Raw genomic sequence first — 25,441 nt, 5'->3', positions numbered from 1 at the left:
CAATGGTGAGCGCGGCTGATCGGGTGTGTGGCGCGCGCGAAGCAAAATTCAATCAGAAATGTGTGGACTGATTAGTAAAAAGGGTTCAGGAGACTTGCGCCCCTGATCCTGATCGATCCGACGCGCACTCGCGAATTTGAGTGATGACGGATCGTCGCCGAGTGATGCCCGAGAGACGCGGCGATGTCGCTGGTCTCTGCGCTTCTTTGGAAGGCTTCGAAGAACGATCTGCGGCAAAAATCTCGCTTTAACTACAATCTCTTGAATCGCATGCGCGTACTATGCCGTCTCTCGTTAGACGAGTTCTACGCGCCGTGACGCCATCCTCGATTACCTGTGTGTTAGGAGCGCCGACGAACCAAGTTGGAACTTGGAATGATGGGGTGTCGGAATGATTTGTCGCGTGAAGGATAGAGACGTCAGATTGACGATTTCGTTGGGCGTCGTGAGTTCATTGGCGCTCACGCTGGGTATCGGGGGCGTTCAGCAGGCATTCGCTCAGACCCAGCTTCCTGACGTGACGGTTGACGCACCGAAACCCAAGACCCGGCAGACCGTCCAGCGAGCACAGGCGACGCCGACCCGCAACGCGCAGCGGCGCGTCGCCACCCGCAATCTGCCTCCCAGAGCTCCGGTTCCCTACGTGACGCCGTCGACAGGCACGATCGGCGCCCCGCCGTCACCCTATGCCGGCGGCCAGGTCGCCAGCGGCGGCGGGCTCGGCCTGCTCGGCAATCGCGGCGTGATGGATACGCCCTTCAACCAGACGAGCTTCACCTCGCAGCTGATCCAGAACCAGCAGGCCCGCACGATTCGCGACGTGCTGATCAATGATCCCTCGGTACGCACGATCATGGCCGCCGGCGGTGGCGCGGACGGCCTCTTCATCCGCGGGTTTCAGTATGATAGTGGCGACTATGCGCTCAATGGGCTGGCCGGCATCGCTCCGAATTATTCGACGTCCGCCAACTTTATCGAGCGGGTGGAGTTGCTCAAGGGACCGGCAGCTTTGCTCAACGGCATGACCGTGGGTGGCACGGGCGGGTCCAGCGGTGGTGCCGTCGGCGGAAGCGTCAATCTGGTGACCAAGCATGCGCCTGAGGCGGATATCACGCAGTTGACGACGACCTACGTCTCAAAGTCGCAGTTCGGCGAGCAGATGGACGTCAGCCGCCGGTTTGGTGAGCGCAAGGAGTGGGGTGTCCGGTTCAACGGCGGCTACTCGAACGGAGACACACCTTGGAATCGGCAGACCGATGAGTTGGGCAACGCTCATCTTGCGGTTGACTATCATGGCGAAAACGTCCGCATTGATGCCGATGTGGGATATCAGGCCCACAATCTGAGGCCGCCGCTGAGATTCTTTGGCGTGGACACAACCAGAGTTACCAGCATTCCGGCGCCGCCCGCAGCGGAAACTAACGTCCAAGTGCCGTGGGCGTACTACGTACCGACGGATTTCTATTCGACGGTTAAAGGAGAGGTGGATCTAAACGACAAGATCACGGCCTATGCCTCGTTCGGGTATCACGATAGTAATATCAACTACAGATTTCCGTCGCCGAATCTGGTCAGCAACACAGGCAACCTTACCGTACTGAATCCCGGAACGGGCAGCGAACGGTATGAAACGCTGGCAGGCGAGGCAGGGATCCGCGCGACCGTAGATACGGGACCTGTGAACCATGCGGTCAACGTAGGCTATTCCGTCACCGATCGCACCTACGGTCAGCACCTTGTGACCGGCTCTTCGCGTTCGTGGAACCTCTACACCGAACCGACCAGCGTGACCATGCCGGCTTTCACGAACCTGACCGAACAGATCATCGGCGCGAATCTCTGGAGTATCGGTGTTTCCGATACAATGTCCATCCTCAACAAGCGGATCCAGCTGACGGTGGGTGTGCGTCGCCAGACCGCAGGGACCGAGGTGACGAACCTGGTCTCGCCGAATGGAAGCCGGCCGTTCTCCGATACGTCCGTCTGGACGCCGGCCTACGCGCTGGTCGTAAAGCCGGTTGAGCATGTTTCGCTTTATGCCAACTATATCGAGGGTCTGCAGACGCCTGTCGTGGTCCCCGCCACCGGCTATTCGAATTCCGGCACGGTGTTTCCGCCAGGGCAGACCAAGCAGGTCGAGACCGGCATCAAGGTCGACTTCGGTCGCATCACCACGACGGTTAGCGCTTTCGATATTTCAAAGCCGAGCGTCATTACCACCTCGACGGCTGGAGTGCTCACTCAGGAAATGAACGGGATCCAGCGCAACACCGGCGCCGAGTTCAACGTCTTCGGCGAGGTGATGCCCACGCTGCGGCTGCTCGGCGGCGTCGCCTATATCCACGGCGTGCAGGAGAAGACTTCGGGCGGCGCCACCGACGGCAAGCGCGCGGTCGGCGTGCCAGAACTCACGGTGAATCTCGGTGCCGAATGGGATACGCCGTTCGTGAGAGATCTCACCTTGACGGGGCGCGTCGTCTACACGGGGGCGCAATATGTCGACACGAAGAACACGCTCTCTCTTCCCGATTGGACGCGCGTCGACCTTGGCGCGCGCTACACCTTCACCTCGCCCTGGAACGGCAAACCGATCGTGTTGCGGGCGAGCGTCGAGAACGTCTTCAACAAGGCGTATTGGGCGTCCGCCTATAGCGGCGTGATCACCTTGGGAGCGCCGCGGACCTACCTCGTGTCCACGACGTTCAATTTCTAAGTCGGCGATGTGAGTTGACGATGAGGAGGCCGCCGCAAGGCAATGTGCGGCGGCCCCGTTCGTCCGATCGACGCGAGTGTGTTTGATTTAAATTTTTAGTAAGAGCGGCGCGATCGAGGTCGATCGCATTGGTGTGACCCGCAATCGTCGACGCAACGTGGGGACGGTCGGAGCGATGTATCATTGGGTTGGCATCGATACATCCTCATGTTGAATCGTCGTCGACGCCTCACCTTGGAGGGATTAAAAACTTGGATCGACGGTATCCTTTTGACTGTCACTATCAACTGCATTACTCGTAGTTAACCGCCGTCGCTTGTTAGTAGGAGTAGCCGGGCATGATGGTCTTCGACAGAGACGACGTCACCTTCACCGTCGTCGTGAACCACGAAGAACAATATTCCATCTGGCCGACGTTCAAGGACGTTCCCAACGGGTGGACGGCCATAGGCGTCACCGGAAGCAAGAAAGAGTGCCTGGACCATATCGAGCAGGTATGGACCGACATGCGGCCGCTGTCGCTGCGCAAGTTCATGGAGGACAGCTCTCTCGCATCGGCCGGGTCCTGACGAGAGGGAGACGGCTGCGATGCGGCTCATCTGTTTGCCCTATGCCGGCGGCAGCGCCACGATCTACGCGCGCTGGAAGCGAAGCCTGCCGTCCTGGATCGATGTCGTTCCGCTGGAGCTGCCAGGGCGCGGCGCGCGGATGGACGAACCGTTGCACGAGGATCCTGCTGCGTTGGCCGATCAGCTTGCGGCCGAACTGGTGGATGCAACGCTGGCGTCGCCCTTTGTCCTGTTCGGGCACAGCCTCGGCGGCCTGATCGCCTTCGAGATCGCTCATCGTCTGCTCGGGCTCGGCGTTCAGACGCCGCAGATGCTGCTGGTGGCAGGAACGGAAGCGCCGGCGATGCGCGACGACAGCCGATGGCGCGTGCCGCTCGGCGACGACGCCTTGCGGGCCGAACTGCTGCGGCTGAACGGAACGCCGCAGGAGGCGTTGCAGAGCCGGGAGATCATGCAAGCGGCCTTGCCGGTTCTCCGGGCCGACTTCCTGATGTGCGGAAACTACGTTCATCGGCGACGGCGGCCTTTGCCTTGTCCGATCCGCGTCTTCGGCGGCGATCGCGACGAGACGCGCGCGGAGGCATTGCAGGCGTGGCGTGGCGAGACGTCGGCGTCATTCGGGCTCGACATGCTGGCGGGAGACCACTTCTTCATCCATGGCCGGCAGGCCGAGCTGTTGAACCTGATTGCTGCCGTGCTGGCGCGTCAGGAGCGGCCGCAACTCGCTGCCGCCGGCGTGTGACATCGCGCAGCGTGCGCTGAATGAAGGGCCGGCCGTCGGCCGGTGACGGGACTTCGGTGCTGAACAACCAAGGGCGAGGAGACATCATGTTCGCGACACAACTTAAGATAGAGGATGACGCGTTGCCTTTCGTCCTGCGGGCGAAGCGCAAGCAGGAGCCGTTGACGGAGGCCGTTGCGGAGGTCCGTGACATGATCGAGCGTCAGCTATCCATCTGCGGCGGAATTCTGTTTCGCGGCTTTCACCTCGGCGGCGCCGAAGCATTCAGGGCCTTCGCCGGCAGCTTCGGCCATCCGCTGCTCTCCTACGAATTCGGTTCGACGCCGAGATCGCAGGTCAGTTCAGGCGTCTACACATCGACGGAATATCCGCCGCATCAGCGCATTCCGCTGCACAACGAGCAGGCCTATACGCGCGATTGGCCGATGAAGATCTGGTTCTATTGCGAGCAGGCGGCGCAGCAGGGCGGCGAGACTCCCGTCGCCGACAGCAGGCTGATCTACCGTGACATGCCCGCCGCAATTCGCAACCGGTTCGCCGAGCAGGGAGTCATGTATGTCCGCAACTATGGCAGCGGACTCGATGTCGACTGGCGGCAGGTGTTCGGCACCGACTCGAAGGCCGAGGTCGAGGCCTATTGTGCGGCTCATGCGATCGTCTGCGAATGGAAGGATGGCGACGAGCTGCGGACGCGGCAGGTCTGCCAGGGCACCGCGGTGCATCCGTTCACGGGGGACGCGGTCTGGTTCAACCAGGCGCATCTGTTCCATGTCTCCAGTCTTGCGCCGGAGGTGCGTGAAAGCCTGCTCGACATCGTCGGCGATCCGCTGGAATTGCCGCGCAACGCCTTCTATGGCGACGGCTCGCCGATCGATGACGAGACGCTGGCCGCGGTCCGCGGCGTGCTCGACCGGCACAAGATCATCTTTCCTTGGCAGACGGGCGACGTCGTGATGCTCGACAACATGCTCACGGCGCATGCGCGCGAGCCGTTCAAGGGGCCGCGCCGGGTCATCGTCGCGATGGCGCAGGCGCATCGGCTGAATTGAGCGCACGGGATCGTCGACCTCCTGATCGAACGCCAAGTTACGACCGGATATCCAGAACATGACGCCAGACACTCTCGTCGAACGGCTGCGTGAGCACGCCACTCTGCGCGCCGACCATCCGGCGCTGCGCTTTATCGCAGGCGATGATGTCGTCGAAGAGCTGAGCTACGCGGCACTGGATCGGCGCATTCGCGCGCTCGCCGCTCATCTGCAGGATCTGGCCGGCGCGGGTGAACGTGCGCTCATCCTGCTGCCGAGCGGCCCGGACTATGCCGTGGCGTTCTACGCCTGTCTCTATGCAGGCGTCATCGCGGTGCCGGCCTATCCTCCGGAAGGCGCCAAGGAGCGCTACGCCGGCCGCCTCGACGGCATCCTGCGCGACGCCGCGCCACGGTTCATCCTGACGCTCGCGAGCCTTCGCGACAGCATTGCTGCTTCGCTTGAACCATCCGTCTCCCATGTGGTTGCGGTGGACGCCATCGGAAGCGATGCCGCCGACTTGTGGCGGGAGACGGAACTGAAAGGCGACGCGATCGCGTTTCTTCAATACACGTCCGGTTCGACGTCGCAGCCGAAGGGAGTCTGCGTTACCCATCGTAACCTCGTCGCGAACGAGACGGCGATGGAGGCCGTCCTTGGTGGGACCCGCGAGGACGTCTTCATCAGCTGGTTGCCGCTGTATCACGACATGGGGTTGATGGGCGGATTGCTCAATCCGCTGTTCACCGGCTTCACGGCGGTGCTGATGTCACCGCGCAATTTCCTGGAGCAGCCGCGGCGCTGGCTCGAGGCGATCCATCGCCATGGCGGCACCTGCAGTGGCGGGCCGGACTTTGCCTTCGCGCTCTGCGCGGACCGTGTGTCCGACGAGGCAATTGGGCGCCTGGATCTTAGCCGATGGCGGTTGGCGTTCTCAGGCTCGGAATTCGTGCGCCGTGCGACGCTCGACCGGTTCGCGGAGCGCTTCGAGCCGGCGGGGTTCGATCGACGCGCATTGACGCCGTGCTACGGGCTTGCCGAGGCCACACTGCTGGTCACCGCCAGCAGCTGCGCGAGCGAGGCCGCGTGCCACACACTCGATACGGCCATGCTTGCCAGCGGGCGCGTGGCCGATGCCAGCGAAGGCTCGGATCTGATGGAGTGCGGCGCCGTGCCCGAAGGCCACGCCGTCAGGATCATGAGATCGGATGGTTCGCGCGACGCTGATGCGGACGAGATCGGCGAGATCTGGGTCGCAGGCCCGAGCGTGGCCCAAGGCTATTGGAATAACGCTCAGGCGACGCGGCAGACGTTCGTGGAGAGAGATGGCGCGCGCTGGCTGCGGACCGGTGACCTCGGCTTCATCCGTGACGGCGCATTGGTCGTCACCGGCCGGCTCAAGGATCTGCTGATCGTTCGCGGCCAGAACATCTATCCGTTCGACCTGGAGCAGGCGGTCGAGACGGAAGTGAGTTCGGTTCGGAAGGGACGCGTCGCGGCGTTTCCGGTCGAGGTCGATGGTGCCGAGGGCATCGGCATCGCCGCGGAGTTCAGCAGGACGGTCCTGCGGCGGACTCCATCCGATGTCCTGATCAAGGCCATCCGTGACGCGGTCATGGGGCAGGCACAGCAGCATCCGGCGGTGGTCGTGCTGCTGAACCCGCAGGGCATGCCGCTGACCACCAGCGGTAAGCTGCAGCGCTCGGCCTGCCGCACCGGTTGGATGCAGGGGACGCTCGACAGCTTCATGGTGTTCGAGCGGCGCCGAGAGGCGCCCGGCGCATCGCCGGAATCCGACCTCATCACGGAGACCGAACGCCGTCTCGCGATGATCTGGCAGGAAGTGCTCCGCATCGCGAAGGTGGGGCGCAACGACGACTTCTTCATGCTCGGCGGCAATTCGATCGCGGCCGCGCAGATTGCTGGCATGGTGCGCGAGCGCCTGCAGGTGGACATCGATCTGCACAGCTTCTTCGATGTGCCCACGCTCGCTGCTCTGGCGGCTCATGTCGATGCCGCGGGCAGCGTCGTCGAAGCCTTGCCGCCGCTGCAGCCCGCGGCGCCCGGCTCGCGCCTGCTGCTGTCGCCCGCGCAGGAGCGGCTCTGGTTTCTCTGGAGCATGGACCCGGCCAGCACGGCCTACACGGTCGCCTGCACCCTGGCGTTCGAGGGAGCGCTCGATCAGGGGCTGCTGGTGCAGGCGCTGACCGAGATCGTCGCCCGCCACGAGGTCCTGCGCACGACCTTTGCGTCTCACGACGGCCGGGCCATACAAGTGATTCACGACGCGCCGGAGTTGCTGGTTGCCGTCGACGACCTGCGGCGCTGCGCCCCGGCAGATCGCGCCGCGCGGACCGCGGCGCGCCGCCGGGAGGAACTGGCGAGGCCGTTTGACCTCATCAACGGCCCGCTGCTGCGCGCCGTCCTGATTCAGCTCGCCGACGATCGGCACGAACTGCTGCTCTCGGCCCATCACATCGTGGCCGATGGCCTGTCGCTCGACGTGCTCGTGACCGAACTCTCGGCGCTCTACGACGCGCTCCGGCGCGGTGCCGGAACGTCGCCTCCGCCGCCGTGCATCCAGTACGCGGACTATGCGGCCTGGCAGCGGACGTGGCTCACGACTCCCGAGGCGGATCGGCAGCTCGCTTATTGGTGCCGACGGCTCGGCGAGACCCATGCGCCGCTCGCGCTTCCATTCGATCGGCCGCGCCAACCCGTGCAGAGCTATCGCGGTGACACGATCCATGTCGAGATTCCGCGGGATCTGGCCGCGAAGCTGCGGGCGCTGGCCGGGCAGCAGCGTGTCAGCATGTTCATGCTGCTGCTCGCAGCCTATCAGTTGCTGCTGTTCCGCTACTCGGGCCAGTCGGATCTGCGGGTGGGCGTGCCCGTCGCCGGCCGACGACAGGCCGAACTGGCGCCGCTGATCGGCTGCTTCGTCAACACCCTCGTCTTGCACGCCGACGTTGCCGACGACATGAGCTTCGCCGATCTGCTGAGGCAGGCGAGGGAAGAGGTCATCGCCGCACTCGCGCACCAGGATCTGCCGTTCGACCGGCTGGTCGATACGCTGAAGCCGGCGCGCTCGGGCGCTTACAACCCGCTGTTTCAGGTCAAGTTCAACTATATGGCGGAACCGCGCGGCTTCAGCGCCGTGGATGGCCTGCGCGCCGAAACCCACATCATGGATCTCGCCGGCTCGCATTTCGACCTCGCGCTCGACGTCGTCGACGGGGCTGCGGCGATGAGCGCAAGCCTCAACTACGCAACCGACCTGTTCGATGCGGCCACCATCGAACGGATGGCCAGCCAACTCGTCGCATTCCTGCAGCAGGTCACCGACGGCATTGACCGGCCGCTGGCCGATTTCGCGCTCGCGTCTGATGTCCGTCAGGTGGTGGCCCAGGAGGTCCGGAGTTTTCCGTTCACCGATATCGTTGATCTGATCGCCGCGGCGGCGGTCGGGGGTGGCGATCACGTCGCGCTCCGGCAAGGAAACGTCGAGGTCAGCGTCGCTGAGCTCCAACGCTGGTCGGATCGGATCGCTGCCATGCTCGCGGCCCGCGGTGTCGGCCCCGAAGTGCCGGTGGCGCTGTGGATCGAGCGGTCGCCGGCTTTCGTTGCAGCGCTGCTCGGCGTGTTGAAGGCAGGCGGCGCCTATGTGCCGCTCGATCCGGCCTGGCCCGTGGCGCGCGTGCAGCGCATCCTCGGCGATGGTGGCATCCGGACGCTGATCGCGGCCGGCGATCGCCTCGATGCGGCGCGGGATCTGGAGTGCGTTTCGCTCGACGCCGAACTGAGCGACGAGGCGAGCTCCGAGCGGTTCGTTCGCCGCGCAGCTCATCCCACGCAGACCGCCTACATCATCTACACATCGGGCTCGACCGGTGCACCGAAGGGCGTTGCCGTGTCCCACGGCGCGCTGGCGAACTATGTGCAGGCGCTGCTGACGCGGGTAGAGCCGAAGGCCGGCGCCGGCATGGCGATGGTCTCGACCGTTGCCGCCGATCTCGGTCACACCGTGCTGTTCGGCGCGCTGGCGGGCGGCGTGACCCTCAACCTGGTGTCCGCTGATGCAGCCTTCGATGCCGATGCTTTTGCGCGGGCCATGCGCGAGGGGGAGGTCGGCATCTTGAAGATCGTCCCGAGCCATCTGCGCGGTCTGCTGCAGGCGCGCCGTGCGGCCGACATGCTGCCGAGAGACGTGCTGGTGCTCGGCGGCGAGCCCTGTGATCCGCGGCTGATCGCAGACGTCCGTCAACTGCGCCCGCAATGCCGGATCATCAATCACTACGGTCCGACCGAGACCACGGTGGGCATCGCCACCCATGAATGGACGGAGTCCACCGGCGGCGCGGCAGTCCCCGTCGGTCTGCCCTTGGCGAACATCCGCGCGTATGTGCTGGACGATGTGTTGAACGTGGTGCCGTGCGGGGTCGCCGGAGAGCTCTATGTCGGCGGCGCAGGTGTCGCGCGGGGCTATCGCGGTGCCCCCGGCCAGACCGCGGAGCGCTTCATTGCCGATCCATTTGGACCGGAGGGCGAACGCCTCTATCGCACCGGTGATCGCGTACGCTGCGATCAGCAGGGGCGGATCGTTTTCCTCGGCCGGCGCGACGATCAGATCAAGCTCCGCGGCTACCGCGTCGAGCCGGCCGAGATTGCGCGGCTCGTCACCTCGCTGAACGGCATTGCCGATGCAGCGGTCGTGACGCGCGCGATCGATGTGGACCAGGATCGCCTGGAGCTGGTGGCGTATTGCGTACCGGCGCCGGGCGCGAAGCTGCTGCCGGAGACGCTGCGTGAGCAGCTGTCGGCGCTGGTGCCCGACTACATGGTGCCGTCGCGATTCATCATGCTCGATCGCCTGCCGCTGACGGCCAACGGCAAGCTCGACCGGGCAGCACTTCCGGAGCCCGCCGATGACGTCGCCGTTTCCTACGCCGATCCCGTCGGAGAGGTCGAGCAGACCATCGCCTCCGTCTGGCAGGAGGTTCTCGGGCGGGATCGCGTCGGCCGCGACGACAATTTCTTCGAGCTCGGCGGCGATTCCATTCTCAGCCTGCAGATCATTGCACGGCTGCGCAGGCGCGGCGTGGTTCTGACGCCGAAGCAGATGTTTGCGCAGCAGACGATAGCGGCCCTGGCCGGTGTGGTTGCGACCACCTCCGCACCTGCCGTGGCGCCGCTGGCAGCAGCACGCAGCGCCGTGAACGCCGGCGCTGCGGAGCTGCTGCCGATCCAATTGCGATTTTTCGCCGAGACGATCACCAACCGCGATCACTTCAATCAGGCGGTGTTGCTGATTCCGCGCGATCGGATCACATGGAGCATGCTGCAGGGCGCGCTCGCGGCGGTCGTGATGCATCATGATGCGCTCCGCATGACCTATCGTCGGGTGGGAGAGCTTTGGCAGGCGTTTTCGTCCGGAGGGCCGTTGGCGTCGGACCTGCTGTGGATTCGAAGCGGCGTCCAGCCGGATGGAATCGGCGCGATCGCGTCCGCGGCCCAGGCCAGTCTGTCGCTGGCGTCGGGGACCTTGCTGCGTGCTGTCGGCTTTGAGCTGATGGACGGCAGCCAACGTCTGCTGATCGCAATTCATCATCTCGCCGTCGATGGTGTGTCGTGGCGTATCCTGCTCGAAGACATCGCTTCGGCGTACGCGCAACTTTCCAGCGGAGTGGTTGCGGTCAGCCTCCCACCGAAGAGCGAGCCGCCATCGTCCTGGGCGCAGCGGCTGCGCGCGCATGCAGACTCCGAGCGGCTGGCGGCCGAGATGCCGTTCTGGCTCGCGGCGTCCGCGCGCGGCGAACTGCCCTGCGATGACGACCATGGCGGCGTCGATGTCGAAGCCGAGGCCGAGGAGGTGGAGCTCAGCGTCGATGCCGAGTTGACGCGGCGGCTGCTGGAGGCCGCCCCAGCGACCTACCGCACCCGGATCAACGACCTGCTGCTCGCCGCGCTTTCGCGCGCGGTCTGGAACTGGAGCGGTCGCGATGACGTCGTGATCGAGCTCGAGGGCCACGGCCGCGAGGATATCTTTTCCGATGCGGACATCACGCGGACGGTGGGATGGTTCACGAGCGCGTTTCCGTTTCGTCTGGACGGGGGCGCCGAGGCCGACGGCGCGCTCATCAAGCGCGTGAAGGAAGCGCTGCGCGCCGTTTCCGATCACGGTCTCGGTTATGGCGTCCTGCGCTATCTCGGCAGGCCGGAGCATCGCGAGGCGTTGTCGCGGACCGCGAGCCCGCGCATCGTCTTCAACTATCTCGGCCGCTTCGATCAGGAGCTGGGCGCTTCGGCCCCGTATCGGATCGCAGCGGAAGATCCCGGCCCGATGCGGGCCAAGGACACGCCGCTGCGGGCCTGGCTCACGATCACTGGAGAGGTGCGCGACGGCCGGCTTCGCCTGGCCTTCCGCTATGGCCGGCAGCGCTATCGGCGCCCGACCGTCGAACGGTTGGCGGAGCTCTACGGCGCAGCGCTGCGCAGTCTGGTCGATCATTGCATGGACGCCGCGGGAGGGCTCACGCCCTCCGACATACCGCTCTCGAAACTCGATCAGGCGACGCTCGATCGTCTCTGTGCGACGCTCGATGTCTGCAACGTCGAAGACATCTATCCGCTGTCGCCGATGCAGCAGGGCCTGCTGTTTCACGCGCTTCGCGACGGCAAGGACGATGCCTATGTCAACCAGCTCGCGGTCGAGCTGCGCGGCGTGACGCCGGCGCAGGTGTCGGCGGCGTGGCAGGCGGCCAGTGCGCAGCATGCCGTGCTGCGGACCGGATTTGCGTGGCAGCAATTATCAGACGCGGCGCAACAGGTCGTCTATCGCCGGCTGGATGTTCCCATCGTCGAGGAGGATTGGCGCGGCCGCGTTGCGTCGTTCCGCGAGGGGGCCGATCTCGATGCCGCACTCGTCGAGGTGGGACAGCGCGAGCGTGCGCTCGGCTTCGATGTCACTCGGCCGCCATTGCAGCGATTGCGCCTGATCCGGCTCGACGACAGTAGGCTGTGGCTGATCTGGACGCACCATCACATCGTGCTCGATGGCTGGAGTTCGGCACGGCTGCTTGCCGACGTGCTACAGCGGGCCGGCGGCTCGACGGCGCCCGCCCCGCAAGGCAGATATCGCGACTACATCGCCTGGCTCCAGACGCAGGATCGGATTGCGGCGACCGATTTCTGGCGCAGCGCCTTGAGCGATCTCGGCGAGCCCACGCTGCTCGCTGATGCGCGGCGCGCGAGAGGCCCGATCGTCCCGGATGTCGGACATGGAAGGCTGACGCTGGCCGTGGACCGCGACCTCGCTGCACGCCTGAGGCGGTTCGCCACGCAGCAGCGGCTGACGATGAACACGCTGCTGCAGGGAGCCTGGTCCCAACTGCTCCGGCACGAATGCGGACAGGACACGGTTTGCTTCGGTGTGACCGTGGCCGGGCGCCCGGCCGAGCTTGCCGGCGCAGAAGACATGGTCGGTCTGTTCATCAACACGCTGCCGCTGATCGACGCACCGCATCCGCAGGCGGCCGTCGGCGACTGGTTGCGCGCGCTGCAGGCGCGCAATCTCGCAGCGCGCGACTATGAGTGGATGCCGCTGCACGAGATCCAGCGCCTCGCCGAACATGGCGGCCGGCAGCTGTTCGACAGCATCATGGTGTTCGAGAACTATCCGATCGATCGATCGCTTGTGGACCGCGGCGGCGCGGGGCCGCGCGTGGGGCGCGTCGAACATGTGACGCCGACGAACTATGCGATGGCCGTCGCCGTGTTCGATGGACCCGAAGGCCTGCGGCTCGACTTCAACTATGATCGGACACAATTGGACGAGCGCGCAGTCCAACAGCTGAGCGCGGCGATGCAGGACTGGTTGGCACGGATCTCGGCCGATGCAGCTCGCGCGACCGGGACCTTGCGAGCGGTCAGTGGCGATACGCTCGCGCGCGTCCTGTATTGGGGCAGGGGAGCCGCCGCCGACCTCACGTCCGGACGAGCGTTGAGCCTCGTGGAGCAGATCGAGGCGCAGGCGGCCCGAAAGCCCAACGCGGTCGCGATCGTCTGCGGCGAGCGACGGATGAGCTACGCCGAGCTGAATGCGCGGTCGAACCGGCTGGCGCAGCGTCTCAAAGAGCGCGGGATCGGCCCTGACGTCGTGGTCGGCCTGGCGCTGGAGCGCTCGCAAACAATGATGATCGCGCTGCTCGCCGTGCTGAAGGCGGGTGGAGCCTACCTGCCGCTCGATCCGGACTATCCGGCTGATCGGCTCGCGCACATGCTGCGCGACAGCGGCGCGAGGCTGCTGCTCACACAGGCGACGCTGCGCGATCGGTTTGCGCCGGCGCTGGCCGACGGCGGAGCCGAGGCCTGGCTGCTCGACGATACGACCGGTCGAGGTGACGACCACGCCGGCAATCTCGGCCTTTGCATTCATCCCGAGAGCCTCGCCTATCTGATCTACACCTCCGGCTCGACTGGGCTGCCCAAGGGCGTGATGGTGCGCCACGGCGCGGTCACGAATTTCCTGGCCACCATGGCGGAGCAACCGGGGATCACGGCCGATGATCGCGTGCTCGGCCTGACGTCGTTGTCGTTCGACATCGCAGTGCTGGAACTGTGGCTGCCGCTGGCGCACGGCGCCAGGATCGTGCTGGCCGATCGCGCCACGGCGCATGATCCGGCGGCGCTGAAGGCGATGGTGACCGAACATGGCGTGACGACGATTCAGGCGACGCCATCGAGCTGGCGGATGTTGCTCGATCACGACAGTGAGCAAGCTTGGCTACCCGAGCGCTGCCGGGTGCTGAGTGGCGGTGAGGCGCTCGCGCCGGATCTGGCGCAGCGGCTGCGTGCGATCAGCAAGCAGGTGTGGAATCTCTACGGTCCGACCGAGACCACCGTGTGGTCGGCGCGCCGCCGTCTCGATGCAGCAGAGTCGGCGCCGTCGCTGGGCGGCCCGATCGGCAACACGGCGTTATATGTGCTCGATGCCAACTTCAACCCGGCGCCGGTCGGCGTAGCCGGTGAGCTCTTCATCGGCGGCGAGGGGCTCGCACGCGGCTATTGGGGCCGCGAGGGGCTGAGCGCGGAACGCTTCGTCCCAGATCCGTTCGCAGCCGCCGGTGCGCGGCTGTACCGGACCGGTGATCTCGTGCGTTGGCGTCCCGATGGCATGCTCGACTATGTCGGCCGCGCCGATCACCAGGTGAAGATCCGGGGCCATCGGATCGAGCTGGGCGAGGTCGAGGCGCGACTGCGCGCGCAGCGCGGGGTGCGCGACTGTGTCGTCGTGGCGCAGGAATTCGTCGGGGGCCCGCAACTGTTCGGCTATGTCAGCGGCGATGATGCGCTCGATGGCGCGGACCTGCGCGCGGCCCTCAAATCGGTGCTTCCCGACTACATGGTGCCCTTGCAGGTGATGGTGCTGCCGCAGCTGCCGCTGACGCCGAACGGCAAGATCGACCGGCGCAAATTGCCAGCGCCATTTCAAGGCCAAGCGGGCGGGCGCGATCACGCGGTTCCCGTGGGCGAGATCGAGATCACGCTAGCGGCCATCTGGGAGGAAGTGCTCGGCGTCGATCGTGTCGGCCGCAACGATCGCTTCTTCGACCTTGGTGGTCATTCGCTGCTGGCGGTGCGGCTGATGAGCCGCGTCTCGCAGGAATTCGGCACGTCGATCGCGTTGTCGAAGCTGTTCGCTCATCCGGAATTGGAGGAGTTCGCGCGGGTCGTCTCGATCAGCCTGATCGAGCAGCAATTCGAGGAGCGTGAGCTTCAGGAACTGATCGAGGCAGAGTTGTGATGAGCGGACAATCAGCCAGGCCGAGCCTGCGGGATCTCGATCCGGAAGCCTTGCAACGCTTGGCGCTGGCGGCGCGAGCCCGCGGCCGCAACGCCGGCAGGCGCGAGGCCGATGCGATCCCGGTCGTCGATCGCACGGGCATGCTGCCGCTGTCCCACGCCCAGCGGCAGCTATGGCTGGTGACGCAGCTCGACGGCGCGAGCACGAACTATCATATCGAGGTCCTGCTGCGGCTGCGGGGACGGCTCGATGTCGCCGCATGGCGCCGCAGCCTCGATCATCTGCTTGCGCGCCACGAGGCGCTGCGGACGGTGTTCGTCGCAACGCAGGGCGAGCCGCATGTGCAGCTGTTGCCGCCCGACACGGCGCTCCCGGTGGCGCTGCATGATCTGCGTGGCAGGCCGGATCGCGAGCAGTACTTGCGCGACCTGCTCGATGAAGCCCGACGCGTGCCGTTCGATCTTGTCCGGGGACCGCTGATCCGCAGCGACCTGGTCCGGCTCGATGACGACGAGCATGTCGCGCTGCTCTGCCTGCATCACATCGTCGCCGACGGGTGGTCGATGGGCGTGATCATGCGCGAGCTCCAGGCGCTGTATGGTGCGTTCGCCGCGGGCGAGGCGAATCCGTTGACGCCGCTCGCGATCCAATATCCGGACTACGCCGCGTGGCAGCGCCAGTCGCTGACGCAGGAGCGGATGAAGCGTCAGCTCGATCATTGGACGACCGCGCTGGCCGGGGCGCCGCTATTGTTGACCCTGCCGACGGATCGTCCGCGAACGGCGCCGCGATCCGTCGCTGGCGCCTCCGTGCCCGTCGAGATCGACCATGAGCTGTCCGGCGCGATCCGGCAGCTTGGCCTGACGCTCGGCGTCACGCCGTTCGTGATCGTGCTGTCCGCCTGGGCGGTCGTGCTGTCGCGGCTTGCCGGTCAACAGAATCTGGTGGTCGGTACGCCGACCGCAAACCGCACCCAGGCGCAGGTCGAAGGGCTGGTCGGCTTCTTCGCCAACATGCTGGCGCTGCACGTCGACCTCTCGGCGGCACCGAGCGTCGCCGAGTTGATCGAGCGCGTGAACAAGACGGTTCTTGCGGCTCAGGACCGTCAGGACCTGCCCTTCGAACATCTCGTCGAAGCGCTTCAGCCGGCGCGATCTCCGCAATACACGCCCATCTTTCAGGTCGTCTTCGCGTGGCAGAGCAACGACGTCGGCCAGCTCACGCTTCCCGGTATCGACGTCGAGCGCCTTGCGCTCGATCAGCGCGAGATCAAGTTCGACCTCGAACTCGATCTCAGCGAGTCGGCCGGTCGCATCGCCGGGAAGCTGAACTATGCGACGGCCCTGTTCGACACAGAGACCGCGTTGCGCTACAGCTCCTATCTGTTGGCCGCACTGCGGGCGATGGTCGTCGATGTCGGCCGGCCGGTGCATCGGATCGATCTTCTGTTGCCGGCGGAGCGGTCGCTGCTCCTGGACGATTGGAACCGAACGGATCTGTTCACCCCGCCCGATCGCTGCATCCAGGAGCTGATCGCCGACCAGGCCCAACGGCGGCCCGCTGCCGTGGCGCTGGTCCACGGTGACGAGCGATTGACCTATCGCGAGCTCGAGGCAAAGGCCAATCGCCTTGCTCATCATCTCATCGCGCATGGCGCAGGTCCTGATCGGCTCGTTGCGATCTGTCAGCAACGCGGCATCGATGTGATCATCAGCATTCTCGCGGTGCTGCGGGCAGGAGCGGCCTATCTGCCACTCGATCCGGTCTATCCAGCACAGCGGCTCCGGGAGATCGTAGCTGATGCCGAACCCGGGCTGCTGCTCTGTGACGAAGCGGGTGCCGGCAGTCTTGGCGAAGTCGCATGCCCCGTGATCGATGTGAAGCGCGATGCGTCGGCTTGGCAGGGACAGCCGGACCTCGCGCCCGATGTCGCCGCATGTGGCCTGACGTCGCGCCATCTCGCCTATGTGATCTACACGTCGGGCTCCACGGGCAAGCCGAAGGGCGCGATGATCGAGCATCGTGGTCTCGTCAATCTGGCGCTGGCGCAGATCGCCTTGTTCGACGTCAGCGAGAATAGCCGTGTCGTGCAGTTCGCGTCGCTCAGTTTCGATGCGAGCGTGTGGGACATCGTCATGGCGCTCTGCTCCGGCGCCGAACTGCATCTGATCGGAAGCGGCGAGCACCGCGACGGATCGGCGCTCTTCGGCTATCTGACCGATCACAGGATCACGCATGCGACGCTGCCCCCTGCGATGCTGCAAGGGCGATCGGACCTGGCGCGTCTCGGTGGGCTTCAGGTTCTCGTGCTGGCCGGCGAGCTGCCGAAGCCGGAGCTGATTGCGGCGGTGCCGCCGGGCGTCACCGTCTTCAACGCCTATGGTCCCACGGAGGCGACGGTCTGCGCCACCGCATGGCGTCGTCCCCCGGGCTTTGCCGACGGCGTCGTTCCGATCGGACGTCCGATCGCCAACGCGCGCATCTATCTGCTCGACGAGGAAGGCCTGCCGGTGCCGCGCGGCACGGTCGGCGAGATCTGGATCGGCGGGGCGGGGATCGCGCGCGGCTATCTGCGCCGGCCTGATCTGTCCACGTCGCGCTTTGCGGCCGATCCGTTTGCTCCGGCCCCCGATGGCCGGATGTACCGCACCGGAGATCTCGGCCGCCATCTTCCCGATGGCAACATCGAGTTTCTCGGACGCAACGATCATCAGGTGAAGATTCGCGGCTTCCGTGTCGAGCTCGGCGAGATCGAGGCGCGCTTGAGTGCGCTGGCCGGCGTGCGTGATTCCGCTGTGCTCGCACAGCGCAATGCCGTTGGCGACACCACGCTCGTCGCCTATGCGGTGCCGGTCGGGGACGTCGACGATGCCGCGCGATGGAGCGCGCAGCTGCGCGCCGATCTGCAAGCCAGCCTCCCCGACTACATGGTGCCATCGGCCATCGTATGCCTCGAGGCTCTTCCGCTGACGCCGAACGGCAAGGTCGACCGCCGCGCGCTGCCCGCCCCGGATGACGACGCCTTCGCGCGCCGGGCCTATGATCCGCCGCAGGGCGAGGTCGAGCTGATGCTTGCGGCGATCTGGAGCGAGCTTCTGGGCGTCGATCGCGTCGGACGGAACGATCATTTCTTCGAGCTCGGCGGGCAGTCTCTGCTGGTCGTGCGGCTGCTGGACCGCCTGCGACGCCGCGGCTTCACGACGAAGGCGCAGACCGTGTTCGTAAAGCCGGTGCTGCGCGAGCTCGCGGCCAGCCTTCGTCGTGCAGACGAGATCGCCGTTCCCGCGAACCTCATCACGGCGCAGACGACGCGGATCACGCCGGAGCTGCTGCCTTTGATTGCGCTGAGCCAGCCGGAGATCGACCGCGTGGTCGCCCAAGTGCCCGGGGGCGTTGCCAACATCCAGGACATCTACGCGCTGTCGCCGCTGCAGGAAGGCATCCTGTTTCATCATCTGCTGGCGGTCGAGGGCGACCCCTACGTGCTGGCGGCGCAGATGGCGTTTCTGTCGCGCACTCTGCTCGACCGCTATCTGGCTGCGGTCCAGCAGGTGATCGACCGGCACGACGTGCTGCGCACATCGATCGTCTGGGACGGCCTGTCCGTTCCGGCACAGGTGGTCTCGCGGCGCGCGCTTCTCGATGTCACGGAGGTCGTGCTCGACGGTGACGGGCCGGCCCATCTGCAGCTCGCCAGCCGATTCGATCCGAGATCGTGCCGGCTCGATCTGACCAAGGCACCGCTGCTGCGGTTCATCGTTGCGCGCGATCCCGAACACGATCGGATGCTGCTGCGCGTCCTGCTGCATCATATGATCGGTGATCATTCGACCCTGGAGGCAATTCATCGCGAGGTGGGGGCCATTCTATCGGGACACGCTGACGCCCTGCCGGCGCCGACGCCATTCCGCAATCTCGTGGCGCGAACCCGTGAGGCCGCGCGGCAGGAAGTGCAGCAAAGCTTCTTCCGCAGCATGCTCGCCGACATCGATGCGCCGACCGCGCCGTTCGGATTGATGGAGGTCCGCAGCGACGGCGACGGTGTTCGCGAAGCTAAGCTCGCGATCCCGCCGGACCTCGACACGCGGCTTCGCGCCCAGGCCCGGCGTGTCGGCGTCGGTCTTGCGACGCTCTGCCACCTTGCCTGGGGACAGGTGCTCGCGCGCAGCAGCGGACGCGAGCAGGTCGTGTTCGGCACGGTGCTGTTCGGCCGCATGCAGGCCGGCACCGAGACCGATCGCAGCCTCGGCCTGTTCATCAATACGCTGGCGCTGCGGCTCGATCTCGACGGCAGCTCGGTCGAGGACAGCGTGCGCGCGGCGCATGCGCGGCTGGCGGAGTTGACGACGCATGAGCACGCATCATTGGCGATGGCACAGCGCTGCAGCGGCGTCGCGCCGCCCGCGCCGCTGTTCTCCGCGATCCTGAACTACCGCCACAGCCGCAGACAGCAGCATCAGGCTGAAACGAGGATCGCGGGCCCGTTGCAGGAGATCGAATGGCTCGGCGCGGAGGAGCGCACCAATTATCCGCTGATGCTCGCGGTCGATGACGACGGCGATGCGCTACGCCTGACGGCCCAGGTCACGGCTTCTGTCGCGCCGGAGCGGATCTGCGCGACGATGCGGCAATCTCTCGCTCAATTGGCTTCGGCGCTTGAGACTGATCCGCACATGCCGGTGCGGCGGCTCGACGTCGTTCCCGCGGACGATCGTGCGCGATTGCTCGAGGCATGGAATGCGACAGCCAGAAAGCTCGACGCGCCGTGCCTGCATCGCCAGTTCGAAACCCAGGCCGCGCGTGCACCCGAAGCAATCGCGCTGGTGCATGGCGAGGCGACGATCAGCTATGGCGAGCTGAACGCGCGGGCGAACCGTCTGGCGTCGCGTCTCAGGGCGCACGGGATCGGCGCCGATGTCGTGGTCGGTCTGGCGCTGGAGCGCAGCGTCACCATGATGGTGGCGCTGCTCGCGGTGCTCAAGGCCGGCGGCGCCTATCTGCCGCTCGATCCGGACTATCCGGCCGAGCGGCTCGCCCACATGCTGAGCGACAGCGGTGCAAAGCTGCTGCTGACGCAGGCGGCGCTGCAGGAGCGCTTCGCGGCGGTGCTGGAGCGCAGTGACGGCGAGGCCTGGCTGCTCGATGCGATGACGGATGAAAGCGACGCATCGAACCCCGACATCGCTAGTGATCCGGAGAACCTCGCTTACGTCATCTACACTTCGGGTTCGACCGGACTGCCCAAGGGCGTGATGGTGCGCCATGGCGCGGTGACGAACTTCCTGGCGACGATGGCCGAGCAGCCGGGGATCATGGTCGAGGACCGTGTGCTCGGGCTGACCTCGCTGTCGTTCGACATCGCGGTGCTGGAGCTGTGGCTGCCGCTGACGCATGGCGCGCGCGTCGTGCTGGCCGATCGTTCTGCCGCGCTTGATCCGGCGGTTCTGAAGGCGATGGTCGCCAAACACGGCGTGACCATGATCCAGGCGACGCCGTCGAGCTGGCGCATGCTGCTCGATCATGACGAGGGCACCGCATGGCTGCCGCGTGGCTGTCGTCTGCTGAGCGGCGGCGAGGCGCTGGCGCCGGATCTGGCGCGCCGGCTGACGGCGCTGAGCGGCGAGGTCTGGAACCTGTATGGGCCGACCGAAACCACGGTGTGGTCGGCGCGCCATCGGCTCGATGCGGGTGATCCGTCGCCGATGATCGGCGGCCCGATCGGCAACACCACGCTGCACGTGCTGGACGCTGATCTCAACCTTGCGCCGGTCGGCGTCGCGGGCGAACTGTTCATCGGCGGCGAGGGCCTCGCACGCGGCTATTGGAACCGCGCGGCGCTGAGCGCGGAGCGCTTCATTCCCGATCCGTTCGGAGCCGCCGGTGCGCGGCTGTACCGCACGGGCGACCTGGCACGCTGGCGAGCCGATGGCGTGCTCGACCATGTCGGCCGCGCTGATCATCAGGTCAAGATCCGCGGCCATCGCATCGAGCTCGGCGAGATCGAGGCGCGGCTGCGGGAATGCCCCGGAGTGCGCGACAGCGTCGTCGTGGCGCAGGACCTCGGCGGCAGCCGGCACCTGGTCGGCTATGTCAGCGGCGACGACGCGCTCGATAGTGCGGCCTTGCGTGCATCGCTCGCCTCCGTTCTGCCGGCCACCATGGTGCCGTCGCGGGTGATGGTTCTGCCGAAACTGCCGCTGACGCCGAACGGCAAGATCGACCGCAAGGCGCTGCCGCTGCCCGACGCCCGGCCTGCCGAGGCGCAGCGGGTCGCGCCGCGCAATCCGACCGAGGCGGCACTCGCTGCGGTCTGGGCCGAACTGCTGCGCCAGCAGGATGTCGGCGTCACCGACAATTTCTTCGAGCTCGGCGGCGATTCCATCATCTCGCTGCAGGTGGTGAGCCGCGCGCGCCGCGCCGGCCTCGTGCTGGAGCCGAGGGATGTGTTCCGGCACCAGACGATCGAGCAGCTCGCGCCATTCTGTCGCGCAGCGCAGAGCGACCAGCGCAGTGCGGTCTTGACCCGCGGCGCGCTGGCGGGCCTCGCGGACGCAGAGCTTGCACGGCTGGGACTCGACTGGGATTGCATCGAGGACATCTATCCGCTGTCGCCGATGCAGCAGGGCATGCTGTTCCACAGCCTGCGCGACGCCGGCAGCGGCGTCTATGTCAACCAGATCAGCGTCGAGATCCGCGGGCTCGATGTCGAGCGCCTGCGCGCGGCGTGGCACGACGTCTCCGCGCGGCACCCGATGCTGCGCACCGGCTTCCTCTGGCGCGAGCTGTCGGGCTCGCCGTTGCAGGCCGTCTATCATCAGGCGATCGTCCCGTTCGAGACCGACGACTGGTGCGGGCAGGCGATCGACGAAAACAGGCTGTCGGCGGCACTGGCCGGCGAGCGGGATGCGGAGTTCGATCTCACGCGGCCGCCATTGCAGCGGGTCCGCCTGCTGCGCGTAGCGGACGATTGTCATCGCCTGATCTGGACCCATCATCACATCCTGATGGATGGCTGGAGTTCGGCCCGCTTCATCGGCGAGATCCTGCAAACCTACGCCGGGCGCATGCCGGCGCCAAACCCGTCGCATTATCGCGACTATATCGCATGGCTCGTGGCCCAGGATGCAAAGGCCGCCGAGCGCTTCTGGCGCGGACATCTGGCCGCGTTCGATCAGCCGACGCAATTGGCCGACGCGTTCGGCGCACGCCGCCACGACGCGCACGGACACCGGCGCTGCTACACGCGGCTCGACCAGGACGCGACCACGGCCGTGAAGGCGTTCGCCCGCCGCGAGCGCATCACCCTGAACACGCTCATCCAGGGCATCTGGACGCTGCTGCTGCAGCGTTACACCGGGCAGCAGACCGTCAGCTTCGGCGTCACGGTGGCCGGCCGTCCCGCAGGACTCGATGGCGCCGAACAGATGATCGGTCTCTTCATCAACACGCTGCCGATGATCGAGACGCCGTCGCCGGCCTCCACCGTCGGGGATTGGCTGCGCGCGATGCAGAGCCGCAACGCCGCGATCCGCAACTACGAGCAGACGCCGCTCTACGACATCCAGAGCTGGGCCGGCCGCCCCGGCGAGACGATGTTCGACAGCATCATCGTGTTCGAGAATTACCCGATCGACCGCGGCCTGTTACAGGCTGACGAGTCGCTGCAGTTCGGCGGCATGCGCAATGTCGACGTGACCAACTATCCGATGGACCTGTCGGTCATGGTCGAAGACACGCTTCAGGTCGAGTTCACCTATATGCCCAGCCATTTCACGCCGGAGCAGGCGGAACGGATCAGGGCGCAGTTCGAGCATCTGTTCGCGGCATTGACGCGGGATTCCGCAGCGCTGGTCGGCGCGGTCGCTGCAGCCACCGTCGAGGACACGGCGCGTGCGCTCGCCTGCAACGCGCATGCGGTGCCCGCGGCATCGAGGCCGCTCGTGCACCAGGCAATCAGCGGGCATGCGCTGGCCGATCCGGAGCGCATCGCGCTGACGATCGGCGGCAACAGCCTGTCTTACGGCGCGCTCGAGCAGCGCGCCAATCGCCTGGCGCATCATTTGATCGCCCGCGGACTCGCGCCGGACCAGCGCGTCGCCGTCGTGGTCGAACGCACCGAGGCGACGATGCTGGCGCTGCTCGCCGTGCTGAAGGCGGGCGGGGCCTATGTGCCCGTTGATCCCGAGCTGCCGCCCGAGCGGATCGCCTACGTGCTGCGCGACAGTGGTGCCGCGTTCCTGCTCGCCGGGGCAGGTGACGTGGCCGCACCGGATGGCGTTGTGCGCATCGATCTCGCCGGCTTCGATTTCGACGAGGGGCCGGATCATCCGCCGCAGCCGCGCCTCCATCCGGAGAATCTCGCCTACGTGATCTATACATCCGGCTCGACCGGACGGCCCAAGGGCGTTGCGGTCGCGCATGGACCGCTGGCCATGCATTGCCGCGCGACCGCTGCGCTCTACGACATCGATGCCCAATCCTGCGAGCTGCACTTCCTGTCGCTCGCCTTCGACGGCGCCCATGAGCGATGGCTCACGGTGCTGTCGCAGGGGGCACGGCTCGTGATGCGCGATGCGGAGTTGTGGACACCGGAGCAGACCGTGGAGACGGCGCGCGCGCACGGTGTCACCCATCTCGGTCTGCCGCCGGCCTATCTGCAGCAGGTCGCCGACTGGGTCGAGCAGACCGGCAATCCGCCGCCGGTGCGGCTGTATTCGTTTGGTGGCGAGGCGATGCCGAAGGCGGGCTTCGACAAGGTGAAGCGGACACTTGAGCCGCAGATCCTGATCAACGGTTACGGCCCGACCGAGACGGTGGTGACGCCATTGGTCTGGAAGGTCGATGGTCGTGCCGAATGCGACAAGCCATATGCGCCGATCGGCGTTCCCGTCGGCAACCGTACGGCCTACATCCTCGACGATCACCTCAACGTCGTTCCAGCGGGCGCGCCAGGAGAACTCTATCTTGGCGGCTTCGGTCTCGCGCGCGGCTATCACGCCAGGCCGAGCCTGACGGCCGAGCGCTTCATACCCGATCCGTTCGCGTCAGATCCTGGCGCGCGCCTGTATCGCACCGGTGATCTGGCGCGTTGGGATGCGGATGGGGTGATCGAATATCTCGGGCGCGGTGATGACCAGGTCAAGGTCAGCGGCTTCCGCATCGAGCTGGGCGAAATCCAGTCGGCTCTGCTCTCGGAGCAGCCGGTCGCGCAGGCCGCCGTGCTCGCCGTGCCTGGCGCCGGAGGCAATCAGCTCATCGCCTATGTGGCGCCGAACAATGCCGCGGATGCTGCAGGCCGCTCGGCCGAGCAGTTGTCCGCGAGCCTCGCGGCGTCGTTGCGCCGGAGCCTGCCGGCCTACATGGTGCCGGCGCGGATCATCGTGCTCGACCATCTGCCGACGCTGTCGAGCGGCAAGGTCGACCGCAAGGCGTTGCCGGCGCCCGACACTGCCGCGCGCGCCTTCATCGCGCCGGAAAGCCCGGCCGAGATCGCGATGGCCCGGTTGTGGTCCGATGTTCTCGGCGTGGCGCAGGTCGGCGTCACCGACAATTTCTTCGAGCTCGGCGGCAATTCGATCCTGAGCCTGAAGGTGATCGCACGGCTTCGCCGGGAGCCGGTGTTCGGCAGCGAGATCAAGCTGCGCGATCTGCTGCAGAAGCCGACGATCCGCGCCTTGCTCGGCACGCCGGCAAGCCAGCCCACGCGCCCATCGGCCCTGCTGCCGCTGAATGCGCCGGTCCCGGGCATGGCGCCTGTGTTCTGCGTTCATGGCGGCTTCGGCACCGTCTTCGACTACGCGCCGCTGGCGCGCTGCATGGAGGGGCGGCGTCAATTGCTTGGGCTGCAATGCCGCAGCTTGATCGCCCCGTCCTTCGCCGATGAATCGCTGGCGGCGATGGCGGTCGACTACGCCGACGAGATCGTGAAAGTCCAGGGCAGCGGACCTTATCATCTGATCGGCTGGTCGCTCGGCGGGCTGATCGCATCTCTGGTCGCGGCCGAACTGGAGCGGCGCGGCAAAGAGGTCGTTTGCCTCGGACTGATCGACAGCTTCGTTCCACATCCGCAGCGCCGCGCGGCGAGAGACAGCGAGCGGCATTGGACCGACGACCTACTTGGACTGCTGTCCGTGGCCGCGCCCGGCGTGAAATTGTTCACGATCAGCTCGCAGGTCGCGGCGCTCCGCGATGCCGATACGCCTGACACCGACGAGGCGATCAGGCGTCTGGTGGCGAGTGCGATCGAAACGGCATCGGCGCAAGTGCGCGATCGCCTGCTGGGCATCGACGACATCGTCGGCGCCTTCAGGGTGGGCCGGCACCTCGCGCGGCTCGCCTCCGCGGCCGACTGGCCTGCAAATCTCGTCGCCGAACCCGCGTGCTGGTGGACCTCCGGGCGCCTGGATCAGCGCGACTTGCTGGAGGCGCGGCTGACCGGGGCGGTGGATCTCGGCGTGGTCGGCGACGATCACTTCTCGATCCTCGGCAACGAGACGTTCCTCTCGGCCATCAGCTCATGGCTGGAGCCGCGCGGCGTAGCGCCGACGGCGCACGCGCTTCAACACGAACCGGCAGAATGAGGTGATC

Annotated in this window: 6 protein-coding genes; all 6 read left to right on the top strand. The window is 66.3% G+C overall.

All coding sequences use genetic code 11. The features are described from left to right. Positions 1-391: 391 nt before the first annotated feature. Positions 392-2,713, top strand: coding sequence for a TonB-dependent receptor (locus ACQR1B_RS06200; RefSeq protein WP_434837135.1), 2,322 nt, complete (start codon positions 392-394; stop codon positions 2,711-2,713). 338 nt (positions 2,714-3,051) lie between these two features. Then, complete coding sequence (locus ACQR1B_RS06195; RefSeq protein WP_434837134.1) at positions 3,052-3,282, top strand: MbtH family protein; 231 nt, start codon at positions 3,052-3,054, stop codon at positions 3,280-3,282. Between the two features lie 19 nt (positions 3,283-3,301). Continuing rightward, positions 3,302-4,024 carry a thioesterase II family protein gene (locus ACQR1B_RS06190; protein WP_434837133.1) on the top strand — a complete coding sequence of 241 codons (723 nt, stop codon included), beginning with the start codon at positions 3,302-3,304 and terminating at the stop codon, positions 4,022-4,024. Between the two features lie 86 nt (positions 4,025-4,110). Beyond that, positions 4,111-5,073, top strand: coding sequence for a TauD/TfdA family dioxygenase (locus ACQR1B_RS06185; RefSeq protein ID WP_434837132.1), 963 nt, complete (start codon positions 4,111-4,113; stop codon positions 5,071-5,073). A 58-nt stretch (positions 5,074-5,131) separates the two neighbouring features. Continuing rightward, positions 5,132-14,854, top strand: coding sequence for an amino acid adenylation domain-containing protein (locus tag ACQR1B_RS06180; protein WP_434837131.1), 9,723 nt, complete (start codon positions 5,132-5,134; stop codon positions 14,852-14,854). Beyond that, positions 14,854-25,434, top strand: coding sequence for an amino acid adenylation domain-containing protein (locus ACQR1B_RS06175; RefSeq protein ID WP_434874899.1), 10,581 nt, complete (start codon positions 14,854-14,856; stop codon positions 25,432-25,434). The genes ACQR1B_RS06180 and ACQR1B_RS06175 overlap by 1 nt, the downstream gene beginning before the upstream one ends. Positions 25,435-25,441: the final 7 nt, after the last annotated feature.

Origin of the sequence: Bradyrhizobium oligotrophicum, from assembly GCF_051168495.1 — a bacterium.
GTDB classification, from domain to species: domain Bacteria; phylum Pseudomonadota; class Alphaproteobacteria; order Rhizobiales; family Xanthobacteraceae; genus Bradyrhizobium; species Bradyrhizobium oligotrophicum_A.
The sequence above is the reverse complement of the archived record's forward strand: the minus strand, read 5'-3'. Positions and strand labels throughout refer to the sequence as shown.